General features: G+C 69.1%; 23 protein-coding genes. 6 read left to right on the top strand and 17 right to left on the bottom strand.

The features are described from left to right. Window position 1: 1 nt before the first annotated feature. The 16 genes from CVH10_RS08665 to CVH10_RS08590 form a co-directional block, all read right to left on the bottom strand. Window positions 2-670: a DUF4376 domain-containing protein gene (locus tag CVH10_RS08665; RefSeq protein WP_106488387.1), complete on the bottom strand. Its 669-nt coding sequence runs from the start codon at window positions 668-670 to the stop codon at window positions 2-4. Between the two features lie 11 nt (window positions 671-681). Then, window positions 682-1,833: a phage tail protein gene (locus CVH10_RS08660; RefSeq protein WP_106488386.1), complete on the bottom strand. Its 1,152-nt coding sequence runs from the start codon at window positions 1,831-1,833 to the stop codon at window positions 682-684. A gap of 18 nt (window positions 1,834-1,851) precedes the next feature. Continuing rightward, entirely contained in the window at window positions 1,852-2,493 is a 642-nt protein-coding gene (locus tag CVH10_RS08655) for a phage tail protein I (RefSeq protein WP_106488385.1), read from the bottom strand. Then, window positions 2,486-3,397 (bottom strand): baseplate J/gp47 family protein, encoded by a 912-nt coding sequence (locus tag CVH10_RS08650; RefSeq protein WP_106488384.1) that lies wholly within the window; start codon window positions 3,395-3,397, stop codon window positions 2,486-2,488. The genes CVH10_RS08655 and CVH10_RS08650 overlap by 8 nt, the downstream gene beginning before the upstream one ends. Beyond that, the gene (locus CVH10_RS08645) at window positions 3,394-3,732 is read right to left on the bottom strand and encodes a GPW/gp25 family protein (protein WP_106488383.1); all 339 of its coding nucleotides are present in this window, start codon (window positions 3,730-3,732) and stop codon (window positions 3,394-3,396) included. The genes CVH10_RS08650 and CVH10_RS08645 overlap by 4 nt, the downstream gene beginning before the upstream one ends. Continuing rightward, window positions 3,729-4,316 (bottom strand): phage baseplate assembly protein V, encoded by a 588-nt coding sequence (locus tag CVH10_RS08640; RefSeq protein WP_106488382.1) that lies wholly within the window; start codon window positions 4,314-4,316, stop codon window positions 3,729-3,731. The genes CVH10_RS08645 and CVH10_RS08640 overlap by 4 nt, the downstream gene beginning before the upstream one ends. A gap of 75 nt (window positions 4,317-4,391) precedes the next feature. Continuing rightward, window positions 4,392-4,844, bottom strand: a complete 453-nt coding sequence (locus tag CVH10_RS08635; protein ID WP_181244376.1) for a phage virion morphogenesis protein — start codon at window positions 4,842-4,844, stop codon at window positions 4,392-4,394. Then, window positions 4,844-5,326 carry a phage tail protein gene (locus tag CVH10_RS08630; RefSeq protein ID WP_106488381.1) on the bottom strand — a complete coding sequence of 161 codons (483 nt, stop codon included), beginning with the start codon at window positions 5,324-5,326 and terminating at the stop codon, window positions 4,844-4,846. Before CVH10_RS08630 ends, CVH10_RS08635 begins: the two co-directional genes overlap by 1 nt. Next, window positions 5,323-5,760 carry a 3TM-type holin gene (locus tag CVH10_RS08625; RefSeq protein WP_106488380.1) on the bottom strand — a complete coding sequence of 146 codons (438 nt, stop codon included), beginning with the start codon at window positions 5,758-5,760 and terminating at the stop codon, window positions 5,323-5,325. The genes CVH10_RS08630 and CVH10_RS08625 overlap by 4 nt, the downstream gene beginning before the upstream one ends. Further along, entirely contained in the window at window positions 5,757-6,584 is an 828-nt protein-coding gene (locus CVH10_RS08620; RefSeq protein ID WP_106488379.1) for an N-acetylmuramidase family protein, read from the bottom strand. The genes CVH10_RS08625 and CVH10_RS08620 overlap by 4 nt, the downstream gene beginning before the upstream one ends. Beyond that, on the bottom strand, window positions 6,581-6,892 hold the full coding sequence (locus CVH10_RS08615; RefSeq protein WP_106488378.1) for a hypothetical protein: 312 nt from the start codon (window positions 6,890-6,892) through the stop codon (window positions 6,581-6,583). The genes CVH10_RS08620 and CVH10_RS08615 overlap by 4 nt, the downstream gene beginning before the upstream one ends. An 8-nt stretch (window positions 6,893-6,900) precedes the next feature. Then, on the bottom strand, window positions 6,901-7,113 hold the full coding sequence (locus tag CVH10_RS08610; RefSeq protein WP_106488377.1) for a tail protein X: 213 nt from the start codon (window positions 7,111-7,113) through the stop codon (window positions 6,901-6,903). A gap of 1 nt (window position 7,114) precedes the next feature. Further along, window positions 7,115-7,585 (bottom strand): head completion/stabilization protein, encoded by a 471-nt coding sequence (locus CVH10_RS08605; protein ID WP_106488376.1) that lies wholly within the window; start codon window positions 7,583-7,585, stop codon window positions 7,115-7,117. Between the two features lie 109 nt (window positions 7,586-7,694). Then, complete coding sequence (gene gpM / locus CVH10_RS08600) at window positions 7,695-8,423, bottom strand: phage terminase small subunit (protein ID WP_106488375.1); 729 nt, start codon at window positions 8,421-8,423, stop codon at window positions 7,695-7,697. A 10-nt stretch (window positions 8,424-8,433) separates the two neighbouring features. Then, window positions 8,434-9,453: a phage major capsid protein, P2 family gene (locus CVH10_RS08595; protein ID WP_106488374.1), complete on the bottom strand. Its 1,020-nt coding sequence runs from the start codon at window positions 9,451-9,453 to the stop codon at window positions 8,434-8,436. A gap of 14 nt (window positions 9,454-9,467) precedes the next feature. Continuing rightward, window positions 9,468-10,286 carry a GPO family capsid scaffolding protein gene (locus CVH10_RS08590; protein ID WP_106488373.1) on the bottom strand — a complete coding sequence of 273 codons (819 nt, stop codon included), beginning with the start codon at window positions 10,284-10,286 and terminating at the stop codon, window positions 9,468-9,470. 141 nt (window positions 10,287-10,427) lie between these two features. Here CVH10_RS08590 and CVH10_RS08585 point away from each other — a divergent pair, with 141 nt between their 5' ends. From CVH10_RS08585 to CVH10_RS08560, 6 genes are all read left to right on the top strand, one after another. Continuing rightward, window positions 10,428-12,203, top strand: coding sequence for a terminase family protein (locus CVH10_RS08585; RefSeq protein ID WP_106488372.1), 1,776 nt, complete (start codon window positions 10,428-10,430; stop codon window positions 12,201-12,203). Then, a complete protein-coding gene (locus tag CVH10_RS08580; protein WP_106488371.1) occupies window positions 12,200-13,288 on the top strand; it encodes a phage portal protein in 1,089 nt (362 codons plus the stop codon). The genes CVH10_RS08585 and CVH10_RS08580 overlap by 4 nt, the downstream gene beginning before the upstream one ends. 360 nt (window positions 13,289-13,648) lie before the next feature. Beyond that, window positions 13,649-13,921, top strand: coding sequence for a hypothetical protein (locus CVH10_RS08575; protein WP_106488370.1), 273 nt, complete (start codon window positions 13,649-13,651; stop codon window positions 13,919-13,921). Window positions 13,922-14,002: 81 nt separating this feature from the next. Continuing rightward, window positions 14,003-14,242, top strand: a complete 240-nt coding sequence (locus tag CVH10_RS08570; RefSeq protein ID WP_035597316.1) for a hypothetical protein — start codon at window positions 14,003-14,005, stop codon at window positions 14,240-14,242. A 28-nt stretch (window positions 14,243-14,270) separates the two neighbouring features. Beyond that, a complete protein-coding gene (locus CVH10_RS08565) occupies window positions 14,271-14,591 on the top strand; it encodes a TraR/DksA C4-type zinc finger protein (RefSeq protein WP_035597313.1) in 321 nt (106 codons plus the stop codon). Between the two features lie 37 nt (window positions 14,592-14,628). Continuing rightward, window positions 14,629-15,231 (top strand): hypothetical protein, encoded by a 603-nt coding sequence (locus tag CVH10_RS08560; RefSeq protein ID WP_181244375.1) that lies wholly within the window; start codon window positions 14,629-14,631, stop codon window positions 15,229-15,231. A 9-nt stretch (window positions 15,232-15,240) separates the two neighbouring features. On the opposite strand, the gene CVH10_RS08555 is transcribed toward CVH10_RS08560, so the two are convergent. After that, on the bottom strand, window positions 15,241-15,828 hold the full coding sequence (locus CVH10_RS08555) for a helix-turn-helix domain-containing protein (protein ID WP_106488369.1): 588 nt from the start codon (window positions 15,826-15,828) through the stop codon (window positions 15,241-15,243). Window positions 15,829-15,838 lie beyond the last annotated feature (10 nt).

Here is a 15,838-nt window from a genome sequence, read left to right as displayed (position 1 = left end):
ATCACCACACCACCGCTTCGATCCCCACCCGGTCGTTCGCCTCCAGCGCGGCGTCGATCGCGTCCTTGCGGTCCCAGCTGTGCGCCTTGAGCGTCTTGAAGTGGCCCAGGGCCGCATCGGTCAGGGCGATGACCTGGTCGGGCGTCATCGGGTAGATGGTGTTCGACATGGCGCGGAACGCCTGGACGGGATCGGTCACGCCGGCGGCCTTCAGGTCGCGGGCTTCGATGGCCAGGCCGAGCAGATTCTGCCGGTCCTCGGCCAGCATCTGCACCGTGTCCTCGGTGCCGTCGGGCATGGTGTAGGGCAGGCCCGCTGCGAGAGCATCGGCCAGGGCGGTGGCGATCGCGGCGCGCTGGCGGGCGGCGAGGTCCTTGAGGGGTTCGGGAGGCGCCTCGTCCAGCGCGTCGTCCGGCGGCTCGACGCCAAGCTCGCTAATCTCGTGGCTGCTGCCGTCGGCGAGCCAGTACACGTGGCCGCGCCAGTCCGACACCATCTCCCAGGCCTCGCCGGCCCAGCGGGCGGTCTCGTTGGCGCCGGTGGCCGGCGGTTCGATGACGGTCGCACCGGCCGGGATGCGCGGCTCGCGGCGCATGGGATCGATGGGGGCCTCGCGGCCGGCGGGATTGATCACGGTGCCGTCGGTGGGGTTGATGTCGTAGATGCGCATGGTCGGCTCCCTCAGATCTTGGTCAACCAGATAACGGCGTTGTTACGGGGGCGGGTTTCGGCAGAAAAGACGCTGACATCTGTGGAAACATTTCCATCGCTAGTGCGTGAAAAATTGTCTCCCTTTCCTGTTGTCCAGTTCATTTTTTTTGAGACGAAGATGCTGTCTGGAATCACCTGCGTTGTGCCTGGGTTAGCGGTTCCCGTCGGCAGCATATGGCTGTGGTACTGCACTGATTGGCCCTGGTGATCCGCCAGAGAGCGCCCAGAGTCCACTCCACGCCCCCGATCCAGTCCCCGCTTGAACTCACCCCGATCATCAGGCAGCAGGAAGGTCGTCGAGCCATCTCCAGCCCCGTGGGTGGTGCCGTGAGCCGCGAACACGCGCCGGTAGTCGGCGCGGCTGAGCTCGGCGCCGTCGTTCTCGACGTAGCCCTCGGGCAGGGTCTCCGCGCGCCATTCGATAGTCGCGCCCGGGCGCGTTCCATCCCACATCATCCAGATATGCGGCCGATTCCCGGCATTGGTGGGGGCGACGCCCTGGACGGTGCCCACTTGGTCACGGTCGTAAAACTCGTAGAAGACACCGTCGTTGCCGCGTACTACCTCGCCGGTGGTGTAAATCCGCTCGGCGTCGTAGTTGGCGAACTGGTAGCCGGCGGCGGCGATGGCCTGCTCGATCACCGTCTTCATCGCCTCGTCACCGGCATCCGAGTATTCCCGCGTCGCCAGCACCACCGAGGGGTCGACCCTCAGCGTGACGGCGCTGGTGTCGCTGACTTCAAGGACGAAGCGCACGGTCTGGGTGCGGCTGGAACCTTCGGCGAGCACCGGCTTGTAGGTCTCGGGGTAGTTGCCGATGCCGATCAGGTCGCCGTCGACGTCATAGATGCCGATCTCGCGGATGGACCAGCCGCCGACGTCCGGCGGGAGCACCTGCTCGACCACGATCCAGCTGGGGTTGTCGGGGTCGGTCTGGCTGGCGTTGATCGGGGCGCGGCGCACCTCGTTGACCAGGGCCTCGGCGCTGCTGTCCGGCGTGGGCAGGCTTCCGTTGCCGTCGCCGACGGCCAGCTCGGTGATCTCGATGGTGCCGCCGAGCGCCACGGCGTTGGCCAGCTTGGCCTGACCGGTGTCGGTGAGCAGCGTATAGAACTGGGGCATGCGGGGCTCCTCTTGCTATCAGAGCGGGTAGACGGTGGCGGTGTCGGTGCTGTCGGTGGCGGCGCCCACATGGAACAGCCCAACGACCTGGGTTTCCTCGGCGACGAAGGGCAGCACGGCGGTGACGTCGCCGTCGTAGGTGGCGGCGGCGAGGTAGGCGGTGCCGCGGCTCTCGCCGGCAAGGTCCAGGCCGCTGACGTGGCGGGTGAGCGGCTTGGCGTCGTCGATCAGCCGCTCGAGCTCGCTGTACATGGCCTCGGTGATGCCGGTGTCGAGCACGCCGATGCGCAGGGCGAAGGTGCCGCGCTCGCCTTCCGGGATCGTCTCCCACCACTCGACCACCTCCAGCAGGTAGCCCAGCGGCTCGACCACGCGACGCAGGGCGCTGATCGTGCCCTTGCGCTGGTGGACGTAGAACGCCGAGGCGATGACGTCCCTTTTCGCTGCCTCGCTCCAGCTCGGGTCCCAGCGGTCGACGCTGAACGCCCAGGCGAGATAGGGCAGCAGGTGCGCCGGGCAGGTCGCCGGGCGCCACAGATCGCGCAGCGGCACCGGCACGCGCTGGATCTCGGCCAGGGCCTCGGCGGCGGCGCGCTCCAGGGGCGAGGCGTTGGGCGGCAGCAGCGGCCCGTAGCGACGGACCGAGCGGTCGTCAGGCATCGCTGCCTCCGATCGTCACGGTGGTGCCGGTGCAGTGGGCGGCCTGGGTGTTGTCCAGCACGACGTCGGCGGCCGGGGCGGCGAGCTCGACGCGCTGCACGCCCTCGACGTGCAGGGCGGCATGGATGGCCGAGATGCGGATGTCGCGGCCGATGCGGCGCTGGGCGGTGACGTAGGCCGTCAGCGCGGACTGGGCCGCGGCGAGGATCGGCTCCTGCTCGGGGCCGGGGTAGACGTAGAGGGTGGCGTCGACGCTGTAGTCGATGATCTCCGCCGACTGCACCGTGAGGCGGTCGCCCACCGGGCGCACGGTTTCGGCGGAGAGCGCGGGATAGACGGCATCAATCAGCTCCTGGCTGGCGGCGCCGTTGCCCTCGGTGCTGAGCAGGGTGACCAGTGCCTCGACCGGCGCCGGGCTGGTGGCCGTGGCGTCGGCGACCCGGCCGTCGGCGCTCAACGCATGGAACTCGTAGGCGGCGCGCGGGCCGGCGACGCTGAGCCCCTCGAACGCCCGCTGGGCGCGCAGGCGCAGGTCGGTGTTGCTCTCGTAGGTAGGCGGTACCGGCGGCGTGGCGTCGGGATCGCCCGGGTCGATCTCCAGCCGTTCGACCTTGAAGTTGGCGACGAGGTTGTCGAGGTCCTCATCGTTGGCGTGGGCGATCATCACCGCGCGGGCGGCCTCGTTGACCCGCTGCCGCCAGACAAGCTCACGGTAGGCGTTCTCCTCGAGCAGCATGGTCAGCGGCTCGCTCTCGAGTTCGAGGGTGGCCTCGACATCGGCGCGCCGGCTCTCGCCGACCCGATCGAGCAGGGCTGCCTTGCGCTCGGCGAGCACGGTCTCGAAGTCCAGGGACTCGACGACGTCGGGGGCAGGAAGCTGCGAAAGGTCGATGGTGCCGCTCATGCGATGGGGGCCTCCACGCGGATGGCCTGGCCGTCAGTGGTCTGGCCCTGGATCTCGATCGTGGCGCGGCCGGGCTGGGCGGTGCTGACGCTGCGGTGCACGGCGGTGACGCGCAGGCGCGGCTCCCAGCGCAGCAGCGCCATGACGGTGGCGGCGTAGACCTGGAGCATCAGGGCGTCGGACAGCGGCCGGTCGATCAGCTCGGGCAGCAGGCTGCCGTATTCGCGGCGCATGACGCGGGTGCCGATCGGGGTGGTGAGGATGTCGCGCACGCTCTGGCGGATGTGCTCGAGGCGCTCCAGGGAGCGGCCGGTAGAAACGTTCATGCCGGTCATTGGACGGGGCCTCCGCTCTGGCCGCTGCCGGGCACGACGCCGGTGTGCGGGTGGTCGTGGCCAACGTTCACGTCGTTGTGCGTCAGCGTGCCGCCGTCCTGGGCGTAGCTGCCGGCGCGGGCCATGTCGCCCTGGTGGTCGATGTTGCCGAGCCAGGTCGTGCCGCCCGGGGCCTCGATCTCGATGCGCCCGGGCAGCTTGATGCGCAGCACGCTGGCCTGGTGGTCGTACTCGAACAGGCCGCCGTCCGGAAACAGGCGGCGGCATAGCTCGGGCAGATCCGCCGGGGCGGGGTGGGCGTCGGAGAACAGCCCGACCAGCACCACGGCGCCGGCGGGGTCTCCACCGGGGGAGAACAGCACGGCCTGCTCGCCGACGGTGGGCGGATTCCAGTCGCGGGTGGTGCCGGCGCGGCACTCGATCCACGGCCGCCAGGCGGTCAGCAGCTCACCGGATTTCACCCGAACGCGCGGCGGACGCTCGCCCACGACGCCGTGATCCACCTCGGCGATGGTGCCGAGGCGGATCAGGTTATGGATCAGGCGCAGCAGCTCGGCGGCGCTTTGCAGGGGATGCTGTTTCATGCCGCGATGGTTGCGCGGGGAGGGCCGGGGCTCTAGCGGTGGGGATTGTGAGAGGGCGGGGGCACAAAAACGGCGTCAGCCGGCGGTGAGGTGATGAAGCACCGAGTCCTGGATCAGCTGGCGGTCGGCGTCGCTGAGGCCGAGCAGGCGGCGCTCGGCGTAGCTGACCCGCGGGCCGTCGCGGTCGACACGGGCGCGCAGGCCTTCCTGGTGGACCCGGGCGATATGGGCGACGCGGCCGACGAAGCCGACCTCGGCGCCGTCGGTGGTGCTGCGGGCCTTGAGGTACTTGGCGGTGCGGATCTTGGTGAACATCGCGCGCCGGCGGATGGCGCCCTGCTGGGCGCGATGCTGCGGCTTGCGCGGCGCGTAGGGCGTGCCGTCGGGGTTCTGCTGGGCCTTGATACGCTCGCGCTGGGAGCGGCGCAGGTCCTGGGCGACCTTGCGGGTCAGGGTGCGTCGGGCCTTGCGGTCGAGCTGGGCCAGCATGGGCGTGACCCAGTCCTCGAGGGCCTGGAGGTCGTCCATCAGGGGGAATCCCACTCGCTGGTCGGCTGGTAGTCGTCGTCGCCCGGGGCCTTGGTGAGCAGCTCCCAGTGGGTGGCCGGGCAGGTCTCGATGGCATAGGCGGGCTGGCGATGCTCGGCCTGGATGGTGCCGGATTCGCAGTCGACCAGGGCGACCACGCGCTCACTGAGCCGCACGGTGATGGCCAGGTCGTAGGCCTGGTTGCTGAGCAGTTCGGCCTCGAAGCGCACGCCGTCGTCGGGATCGAGGTCCGGCTCGTAGCGCGACAGCCACTGCAGCAGCGGGATCATCAGGGTGTCGGTGCCGCCGGCGTAGTCGGTAACCACCAGCTGGGCCTCGAAGCGGTACTCGTGGCTGAGGTGCTGGCCGCGCTGGAAGCGAATGCTGCCGTCCTGAACGAACGTCAGCAGCCGCTCGGGGCCGCGCTGGAGTTCCGGCACGGCGTCGAGCAGGTGGGCGCGGAGACTGGCGAGCTTGTTCATTGGGCGTCGATCTCGTCCATCAGTCGGCCGCGGCGGCCGCGCAGGGTGCCGGCGATCTTCTCGCCCGAGCGCCCAGCGATGTAGCCGCCGACGCCGAGCGTCATCAGGTCCCAGAGCTGTTCGGGCAGTGCGAGCTGCAGGCCGACACCGAACATGGCGCCGAGGTAGGGCGCGAGCAGGTAGTTGTTGGCGACGATGGCCACGATCACGGTCATCAGCAGCGGGCGCCAGTTGCGCTGGAGCCAGCTCTCGCCGGTGGCCTCGGCGAGAATGACCTTCATGCGTGCCTGGAGGCCGGCGTCCTGCTGGTCGATCAGCCGGTGGCGCAGCTCGGCCTTGAGTCGGTTGGCCTGGTCCTTGTCGGTGACGGCCTGATCGATGATCTCCATCACCGGGCCGGCGACGGTACCGAGGATGCTCTGAATCAGCTTCATGCGGCGATCTCCAGTTGCTGGGCATGGCGCCGGTAGGCGGCGGCGAGCCTGGTGTCGTAGTCGTTGCGCTCGAACGCCGGGCCGTTGTAGCGGCGGGCGAACTCACGCCAGTCGTGCCGGCGCAGGGCGGTGAGCAGACTCTGGTCGGCCTCGATGAAGCGGGTGAAGGCCTCGAGCTGGCGGCCCTCGGTGGCGGCCATGGCCTCACGCCAGGCGGCGGCCGAGGCGTAGCCCAGCCGCTGCCAGTGCATGCCCATGATCTGGAAGAGGCCCCAGCTGGCCGCCTCGATCGCGCAGTCGTCGGTGGCGGTACTGTCGTCCAGGGCGGCGGCGGCCTCGAGGCGATCATGCTCGCGTGGGCCGCCGATGTAGCCGCCGGCCTTGTCGTTGACGAGATCCGGCCGTCGCTGCTGGTAGGGCATGGGGGCGACGCCATAGTGGATCAGCCGGCGGCGCATGATGTGGCGCTCGAACAGAATGACCGGCTGCCCGCCGCGCGGACCGCCGAAATGCAGCCCGCTGCCGCGGCTCTCGACCTCGTTGACCGCCATCACCGCGGCCAGCTCGACGCCGAGCCGCTCGGCGGCATGCACCAGGTCGATCTGGCGCAGCCGACGGGGATCGGGTCGGCCGCCGAGGGCCTCGCGGGTCTTGGGGCCGGCCAGGCCGTCGATGACCAGTCCGTGCGCGCGCTGGATGGCACGGACCGCGGCCTCGGTTTCGTCGCCGAACCAGCCGTCCACCTCGAGGGCGTGGCCGGCGCTGACCAGGGCGCGTTGCAGGGCCTCGACGCGGTAGCCGGTGTCGCCGTGTCGCAGAATCATGAGCCGCTCTCCAGTTCGGTGACGCGGGCCTCGAGGCTCGCGATGTCGGACTTGATGTCGCCCAGCTCGCGGGCGGCATCACCCTTGCGGTAGTAGAGGTCGCTCCAGTTGCGCAGCTCGCGGCGCAGGCTGGCGAGCTGTTCGCTCTGGTAGGTCAGCCGTTCGCGCAGCACGGCGGTGTTCTCGCCCAGGGTGACGAGCTTGAGGCCGGCCCAGCCGAGCAGGGCGACCAGCAGCAGCTGGATGCCGGTTTGCAGATGCCGCTCGAAGATCGATCGGCTGTTCGAGGCGGTGTCGGATTGGGCCATGAGGTCCTCTAGTTCCAGAGCTGGATGGTGTCGGCGATGGCCGGCTCGGCGGCCTGTTCGTCGGGCAGGGTGACGAGGGTGCCGTGGGGCAGCACCGGGCCGACGTCGGCCAGGCCCGGGTTGAGCGCCAGGGCCTGCTCGGTGACGCCGGCAGTGCGGCCGAGCACCCGCTGGCAGAGCGCGTCGAGGGTCTCGCCCTGGTGGGCGCGCACATCAGGCATCTCAGATCAGCTCCACGGTGGTGTGGTCGCGGCCTTCGATCTCGGCCACGGCCCAGCGGGCGTCGCGGCGGAGGTCGTTGGCCGCCTCGTCCTTGGCCTCGCCGCGCTCGTCGCCGTCCTGGGTGGCAGAAACGTCGCGATAGCGCTCGAGCAGGCTGGCGTGGGCGGTGGCGTAGACGGCGCGGCGGTAGAGCAGGGCGTAGTGGTCGGGCAGCGCCCAGACCGGCGGCGCCACGGCGGCCAGGGTGGCGGCGCCGTCGTCCTGGCGGGCGAGCTGCCAGTCGGCGAGCTGGCGATTGACGTCAGCCATGGCCACCTGCAGCGCCTGCACCAGGCGCGGCACGGTGACGGTGCCGTCCAGCCGGGTGGCCTCGCGGAAATCGCCCGGCTCGATGTCCGGCCAGAAACCGTTGTTGTCGAGGCTGGGCGGATCGGCGGGGGCGGTGCCGGTACCGGCGGCGATCAGGGACATGGCGGCGGCTCTCGCTCAGGTCGGGATAGGAAGGGGGTGGACCGGGTGTCGAGTTGGGCGTGGCCCGCTCTTGCCCGGTGCCCCCTTGGCGTCGGCGTGCGACTCGGTGTCAGGCCTGGGCGTTGTCGCCCTGGCCAGCGTTCTGTTGCTTGAGCTCGCGCTCGAGCTTCTCGATGTCCTTCTTCACCCCGACGCGGTCGTTCAGCTCCAGGGCGCGGCGCAGATGCTCGAGCGCTTCGGCGGCGTGGCCGCCTCGGGCGCGCTGGGCGTAGCCGAGGGCCTTGTGCAGCTTCGCGCGCACCGGGTCGTGCATGTCGGCGTCGCGGGTCAGCGCCTCGGCGCGGCCGAGGTGCATGGCCAGCTCGGCGGCCTGGTTGGCGGCGGCGGTGCGGGCCTCCTCGCTGTCCTGGACCGGGGCCTCGAGCTGCTTGATGGCTTCCTCGGCGAGCTGCTCGGCCAGGATCGAGGCGGTGTCGCGCTCGAAGCGGTCGGGAGCGTCGAGGCCGTGGCGCAGGGCGTACTCGGCGATGGCCAGCGCGCCGGCCAGGTCGCCGACGTCGAGCCGCCAGATCATGACGGTCATCACGACGTCGTCCTGGGCGCCGGACCCGGCCTCGAGCACGCCGGCGACGTAGGCGTCGAACTCCGGCAGCAGTTCGCGCTTCTTGGCGATCTTCTGCTCGGTGCTCTTGATGCCCTTGAGGGTGCGTCGGGCCTCGTACAGCGCGGCGGCGTGCAGTTCGTACTGCTCGCCGGTCTGGGGGCGGCCGGGGGTTGCGGTTCCCGCCGCTTTCGCGGCGGTGACGCGCTGGTAGTGCTTGCGGGCGGGGCTGTGCATTGGGCTCTCCTTAGACGCTCCAGTCGCCGAAGATGATGTTTTCCACCAGGCAGCCGGCACCGAAGTCCTCGACCACGTAGGCGTCGTTGGAAGACTCGTAGTTCTCCACGCGCTTACGCTTGGGCTCGTCCTTGAGGTAGCGGCGGCGGCTGCCGCGCTGCCAGTAGATGGAGAGGTTCTCCGGCGGGGTGATCAGCAGGGTGCCGTCGGGCATGTAGGGCACTCGGGCCGCTTGCTGCCCGCCCATGCGCTTCTGGCTGACGATCATGTCCAGGGCGCGCTGCTCGGTAGGCGGCTGATCCCGGTTGATCAGCGGGAAGTACTTGTCGGCGAGGATCTTGCGGCCGCAGATCGCGCGCAGATCGGTGGACTCGCGATGCCAGGGGTCGATCATCTCGTTGACGACGTCGTAGACCAGGGCGTCCAGGTTCTCGTAGTCGCCACCGGGGCCGACGCGCACCTCGCCAGAGGCGGCGACGACTTCGCTCAGCACCCGGGCGGGCGCCTGGTCGCGATAGTGCTGCAGCCAGCCGATGTTGACGTCTTCGAGCAGCGGGTTGGCGACGCGGTCGGTCTCGATGGCGGCGGAGGTGCCGTTGAGCCCGATCATGATCCGGTCGAGCGCCTGCTGGCGGATGATCATGTTGCGCACCCGGGCCTGGAAGTCGCGGAACTTGGCCCAGGCGTCGAGCTTGCTCCACGGCAGGTAGGTGTCGAACTCGGTGGAGCGGCACTCGTACCCGTTGGCGTCCAGGGTGCTCAGGTCGCGCGGGGTGCGGTCGTTGGCGGTGGTGTCGGTGCGCCCGGCGATCGGGCCGGACAGGCCGAGGCCGAGCTTCTCGCCCTTGAGCTCGTCGACGCCGATGATGTTGATGCTGGCCAGGAAGGCGCTGGTCTCCTGCATCTTGGTCTCCAGCGTCTGCTGGACGCTGGGATCGACGGCGAAGGACTCACCGGCGCTGGGCACACCCGAGAGGTGGGCGACGCGCTCGGCGAACTTGTTGAAGGCTTGGCGGGTGTCGTTGCGCATGGGGTCGGGTGTCCTCAGCAGTCGGTCAGTTCGGCGCCGCCGTTACCACCCAGGGCGGGCGTGCGGTCAGGGGTGTCGGGGGTGTGGTCGAGCTTGGCGTAGAGCTCGTCGAGCTTGGTCTTGGTCGCCTCGTGGGCGGACTTCAGCTCGTTGAAAGACTCGGCCGATGGGCGCTTCTCGAGCTCGGCGGCAAGGTCGGCGTGCTTCTGCACGAACAGCTCGAGGGTCTGCTCGAGGTCCTTGCTGAAGGCGGCGAAGCCCTTGGCGGTCTTGGCGTCGTGCTTCTTGAACAACGCCGTGACGCGCTCTATCAGGCTCGGGCCGTTGTCGGCCGGGGGCGTCTCGGTGAAATCCAGCTCGATCTCGACCGCCTCGGTGAAGAGGTTGTCGGGGTGTTGCTTGCGGGCGGCCAGCGGCGAGTTGTCGCCGGCGGAGCGCGAGAACTTGAGCATCTCGGTGCCCAGGCTGGCCGGGGAGTCGGTGACCGCAAGGCCCTCGAGGTAGGCCTCGCCGGTGTCGGAGAACGCCGGGTTCACCTCGATGGAGGTGTAGACCTTCTGGCGCTGCTGGTTCATCTCCTTGAGCCGGTCGGTCGGGTCGATGTCGGCGAACAGGGCCAGCTTGCCGTCCTCGACCTTCTGGGCCTCCACGGCGGTGACGTCGCCCAGGGCGGCGAAGGGGCCGTCGTGGAACACGCCGCGCATGTGCTCCATCCACACGCGGGCGCCGTACTTGGCGGGATCGTAGTTGGCGGCCATCTGCTCGATCCATTCGCGCTTGATCTCGCGGCCGTCGGTGGTGGCGCCTTCGGTGGCGACGCGGAACTTGGCCATGGGGGTCCTCGGCTCGGGTGTCTGACGATGGCGTCAGGTTCCGCGCCCCGCGTGATTGCCTCAATCACCGGCGGTTGTGCCGGGCTGCTCCCACAAATGGCCGCTCCTTCGCCCCTTCGGGCGCGCGGGTAGGCTGGCCGCATGACGACATCAGCCCCCGACACCCTCGAATCCCCGCGCCTGACGGCCCGCCATCTCTACTGGCAGGGCTGGCGAGTGGCGCGCATCGCCGAGTTCCTCGACCTCAAGGCGCCGACCGTTCACAGCTGGAAGGAACGCGACGGCTGGGAGGAGGCCACGCCCACCCAGCGCGTCGAGGGCGCGCTCGAGGCGCGCCTGGTGCAGCTGATCGGCAAGGAGGCCAAGGAGGGCAAGGACTTCAAGGAGATCGACCTGCTGGGCCGGCAGATCGAGCGGCTGGCCCGGGTGCACCGCTACCAGGAGACGGGCAAGGAGGGCGATCTCAACCCGAACATCGAGCGGCGCAACGCCGGCGAGAAGAAGAAGCCCCGGCGCAACGCCCTGGACGAGGAACAGGTCGAGCAGCTGAAGGCGGCGTTCCTGGATACCTGCTTCCAGTACCAGATCGACTGGTACGAGGCCGGCCAGAAGCACCGCATCCGCAATATCCTCAAGAGCCGGCAGATCGGCGCCACCTTTTTCTTCGCCCGCGAGGCGATCGTCGATGCTTTCGAGACGGGGCGTAACAAGATCTTCCTGAGTGCCTCGAAGGCTCAGGCCCATATCTTCCGCAACTACATCGTTCAGTTCGTCAAAGAGACCTGCGACGTCGACCTGAAGGGCGATCCGATCGTGCTCGACAACGGCGCCGAGCTGCACTTCCTGGGCACCAACGCCAAGACGGCCCAGGGCTATCACGGCGACGTCTACCTGGACGAGTACTTCTGGATTCATCGCTTCCAGGAGTTCCGCAAGGTCACCTCCGGGATGGCCATGCACAAGAAGTGGCGCCAGACCTACTTTTCGACGCCGTCGAGCCTGGGCCACGAGGCGTATCCGTTCTGGTCCGGTGAGCTGTTCAACAAGCGGCGCAAAAAGGCCGAGCGGCAGGAGTTCGACGTCAGCCATGCGGCGCTGGCCGGTGGGGCACTGTGCCCCGATGGCCACTGGCGGCAGATCGTCACCGTCGAGGACGCGATCGCCGGCGGCTGCGACCTGTTCGACCTGGACCAGCTGCGCCTCGAGTACAGCCCCGACGAGTACGCGAACCTGCTGATGTGCCAGTTCGTCGACGACAGCCAGTCGGCGTTCCCGCTAAGCCTGGTGCACCCCTGCATGGTGGACGCCTGGGAGATCTGGGACGACTACCGGCCCTACGCGCCGCGACCGGTGGGCGACCGCGGGGTGTGGATCGGCTACGACCCGACCGGCACCGGCGAGGACGGCGACGGCGCGGGCCTGGTGGTGGTGCTGCCGGCGCGCACCGCCGACGAGAAGCACCGGATCCTGGAGCGCCACCGGCTCAAGGGCGAGGACTACGCGGCCCAGGCGGCGTTCATCCGCTCGTTCCAGGACAAGTACCGCATCGAGCACATCGGCATCGACGTCAGCGGCCTGGGCGAGGCGGTGGCCGAGCACGTCGAGAAGTGGTTCCCGACGCTGACCCGCTTCCGCTATGACCCGGCGGTGAAGGGCCGGCTGGTCATGCAGGCCCAGCAGATCATGCGCAAGAGCCGCCTCGAGTTCGATGCCGGCTGGAGCGACATGGCGCAGTCGTTCATGGCCATCAAGCGCGAGCTCACCGCCTCCGGCCGCCAGTACACCTACACCAGCGGGCGCAGCCAGGCCACCGGTCACGCCGACCTGGCCTGGGCCGCCATGCACGCCCTCAGTCACGAACCGATCGACGGCCCCGCCGAGGGGGCCGGCCAGTCCCTCATGGAGATGTACGAATGACCGAGACCACCGACGCCAAGCCCCGGTACCGGGTGCCGGCCTATACCCGCACCGAGGCCCCGGCCACGCCGGTGGCCAACGACGGGCCCGCGCGGACCGAGGCCTTCAGCTTCGGCGATCCGGAGCCGGTCACCAGCATGCGCGACGCCTTCTACGAGGGGATCTATCTCTCGGGGGATGAGTGGTACGAGCCGCCGGTGCCGCTGGAGATCCTGGCCAAGAGCTACCGGGCCACGGCCCACCACGGCAGCGCGCTCCAGGTGAAGCGCAACATCCTGCTGCGCACCTTCAAGCCGCACCCGCTGCTGGGCCGCCGGGCGTTCTCGGCGCTGGCCCTGGACTACCTGGTGTTCGGCAATGGCTACCTCGAGGAGGTGCGTGGGCGGCTGGGTAAGCGGCTGCCCTTCCGCCACCTGTCTGCCAAGTACATGCGCCGGGGATTGAATGATCGCTACTGGTGGGCACCCAACTACCTGGAGCGCACCGAGCTGCCGCGGGGCAGGGTGGTGCACCTGCTCGAGCCGGACATCGACCAGGGCATCTACGGTGTGCCGGACTACATCGGCAGCCTGCAGTCGGCCTGGTTGAACGAGTCGGCGACCCTGTTCCGCCGGCGCTACTATCTCAACGGCAGCCATGCGGGTTTCATCATGTACGTGAACGACCCGGCCCACGACCAGAAGGACATCGACGCCATGCGCCAGGCGCTCAAGGAGTCGAAGGGGCCGGGCAACTTCCGCAACCTGTTCCTCTACTCGCCCAACGGCAAGAAGGACGGGGTGCAGGTGATCCCCGTGTCGGAGGTCGCGGCGAAGGACGACTTCTGGAACATCAAGAACATCACCCGGGACGACCAGCTCGCCGGCCATCGCATCCCGCCCCAGATGATGGGCATCATCCCCCAGAACACCGGCGGGTTCGGCGACGTCGAGAAGGCCGCCCGGGTGTTCGTGGCGAACGAACTCGAGCCCCTCCAGGCCACCATGCGCGAAATCAACGAGTGGGCCGGCGAGGAGATCGTGCAGTTCGATCCCTACTCGCTCAGCGGCGACGAAGGCACCGGCCTCGATCCGACCCGGCGATAGCTCGCCGGCTCGCCAGCCGCTACCGACCACCACCAGCAGGCCGCCCACCCGGGCGGCCTTTTCGTGCCTCCGCGCGAGCAATCCCGGTTGAGACGCATTTGTGCCTCGTAGTGCGTCTATCGCGCTGTGCGGCCTTCTGCCGGCCGCTGGCTCTCAGGCGATGCGCGCATCAACTCGATCGTCGATCGCACCGCAGGCGGCCACCCAGCCGCCCCTCCACCCCAGCGGCGCACCGCCGCGCGCCGTCGACACCCCGCCCCGCCCGCGCGCTAAACGTGCCGGTTTTTATGCACTCATGCACTAAGGCGCCAGGCCGCGCCGTTGAGCGGGTTCCGATGGGGATGAGAGGGGCTCCGGCTTATGCGGATCTACGCGGTTTTCTGCATGGTCATGCAGGTGATTGATCTCAAGGCGATAGTCAACTGCAAAGAGCCGGCTGTGATCGGCAGCCGGCTCTTTTTTGATGTGTCATTTTTGGTACTTGGTGACGATTACGCCCGTGGTTGTCAGCCTTCGTTCCAATCCATCATCGGGGCCACGGAGAAGGTGCGGTCAAGATCGGTCATCGGCGTCACGGGGTCATTCGAGAAGCGCGTATTCTACCAGCCATGGCGCGGGGTGCGAGTGCTGTAGGCCAGCGTGAAAGGTCTCGGCGACGATGTCGTCCATACTCGATGAGGTGGATGTGTGAAACGGCTACTGAGGGAGGCGTGAATGGGGAGTCATGATCTCGACGAGTCCCGGCGTGAGCTGTTGGCGCGGGTACTGCAGCACGGTGGCGTACTGGCGGCCCCGTTCGGTCACGCCGGTGAGGATTCTCATGAGTCTCGGGGCCGGGCCGATATCGCGGCCCTGGAGGAGGCAGGGCATCTCGTGGTCCAGCGGGATGACGAGGGCCGTCCGAGCCGGCTCGAGCTGACGCCGAGCGGATATCGCGTCCTGGGGATCGACTAGCCGGGGGCGGGTGAAGGAGGGGGAGACGATGAGCGATCGCAAGATTGAGCTGGAGCGGCTGAGAGACGAGCTGCAGGCGCGTCTGGCCCGCTACCGGCAGCACCGGGAGCGTAGGGCCGGGCCGCTGGACAAGGACATGGAGGATCAGTCTCTGGAAACGCGGGACGACGAGGTGGTGGCATCGCTGGAGGCGGAGGCCGATGACGAGCTGTCCCAGGTCCGTCACGCCCTGGCCAGGATTCGTGAAGGGCGGGGCGAGATCTGCGAAAACTGCGGCGAGGCGATCGATGCGGGTCGCCTGGCGGCGGTGCCCCATGCGACCCTGTGTCGGACGTGTCAGGGCCGCTGATGCGTGAGTCGGACATTTCCGCACAGGGAGGACGGGCATGACGGCATGGCAGCGAGGCGCCTGGGTGGCGAGCCTGGTGCTGGGGTTGGCACTGGGCCTGGCCGGCTGTGGTGGCGGTGAGGACGACAAGCCGCCGGCCGATGAGCGGCTGGGTGGCGTGGCCCAACCCGAGGACTCGGCGGCAGACGAGGCGGCGCCCGAGGTCGAGCCGTTCACGGACGAGGTGAGCGTCGGCATCGATGCGCGGCTGCGCAGCGACCGACGGCTGCTGGTCGAGGGCACCACCAACCTGCCCCAGAGCACGCGGCTACAGGTGCTGGTGGAGCGCGAGCTCAGCGGCGTGCGCTGGCAGGCGCGGACCGCGGTCGAGGCCGGTGGCGGCTTTGCCGCCGGGCCGTTCGGGCCGGGCAGCGGGCTGCCGGATGGCGGCTATCGCATCACCGTCAACATGCCGGCCGCCTCGGTGCAGCCGCCTGCGGTGCGGGCACGGCTGGGCGAGGACGGGCAGCATCTTCGCGGTCCGCTGGTGCAGGCCTCGCGTCACGGGCTGGGGCAGGTGATCAGCGCCAGTCAGCGCTTCCTGGTCGGCAGCGAGCCGCGGCATACCACCGACCAGGTGAAGGTCATCGAAGTGGAGTAGCGCCCCGGCTCAAGGTGTCTCGAGCCGCCACAGGGCGACGACCTTGCCCAGCAGTCGGCAGTCGGGCGTGTAGGGGGTCGGGGTGGCGTCGTTCTGGCGCTGGAAGGTCAGTTCGCCCTTGGCGTCCTGCTGGACCCGGCGCAGCGCCAGTCGGCCGGCTTCCTCGATCAGGTAGAGGCCCGGCTGGCGGAATATCTCGCTGGGCGCGATGGCGGCCAGGTCGCCCGCGTTCAGGTAGTCGAGCGCCTCGCCGGGGGCCGGTGTCACCAGATGGCAGTCGCCGTCCCAGCGCTGGCCGGGGGTGAGCTCGATGGGCAGCTCGATGCCCTTGGCCTCGGTGCCCTCCCAGGGGGGCGGGCCATCGGCGCGCAGAAACAGCGGTGCCGGCCGGCTGGTGTCGTTGTCGAGCAGCGCGGAGAGCGGGCAGCCGAGGGCGCCGGCCAGCGCGACCAGCCGCTCGTGCCCGATCTGCTTGATGGCCCCGGATTCCCAATAGGAGATGGTGACGTCAGAGACGCCGACTCGGCGGGCCAGGGCGGCCTTGTTGAGGTTGGCCTCCAGGCGGAGCTGTTTGATCCGTGGGCCGAGTGTTTCCATGAACGTCGTC

The organism is Halomonas sp. ND22Bw (assembly GCF_003011945.1).
Classification (GTDB): domain Bacteria; phylum Pseudomonadota; class Gammaproteobacteria; order Pseudomonadales; family Halomonadaceae; genus Halomonas; species Halomonas halophila.
This window is presented reverse-complemented; position numbering and strand designations above follow the sequence as displayed.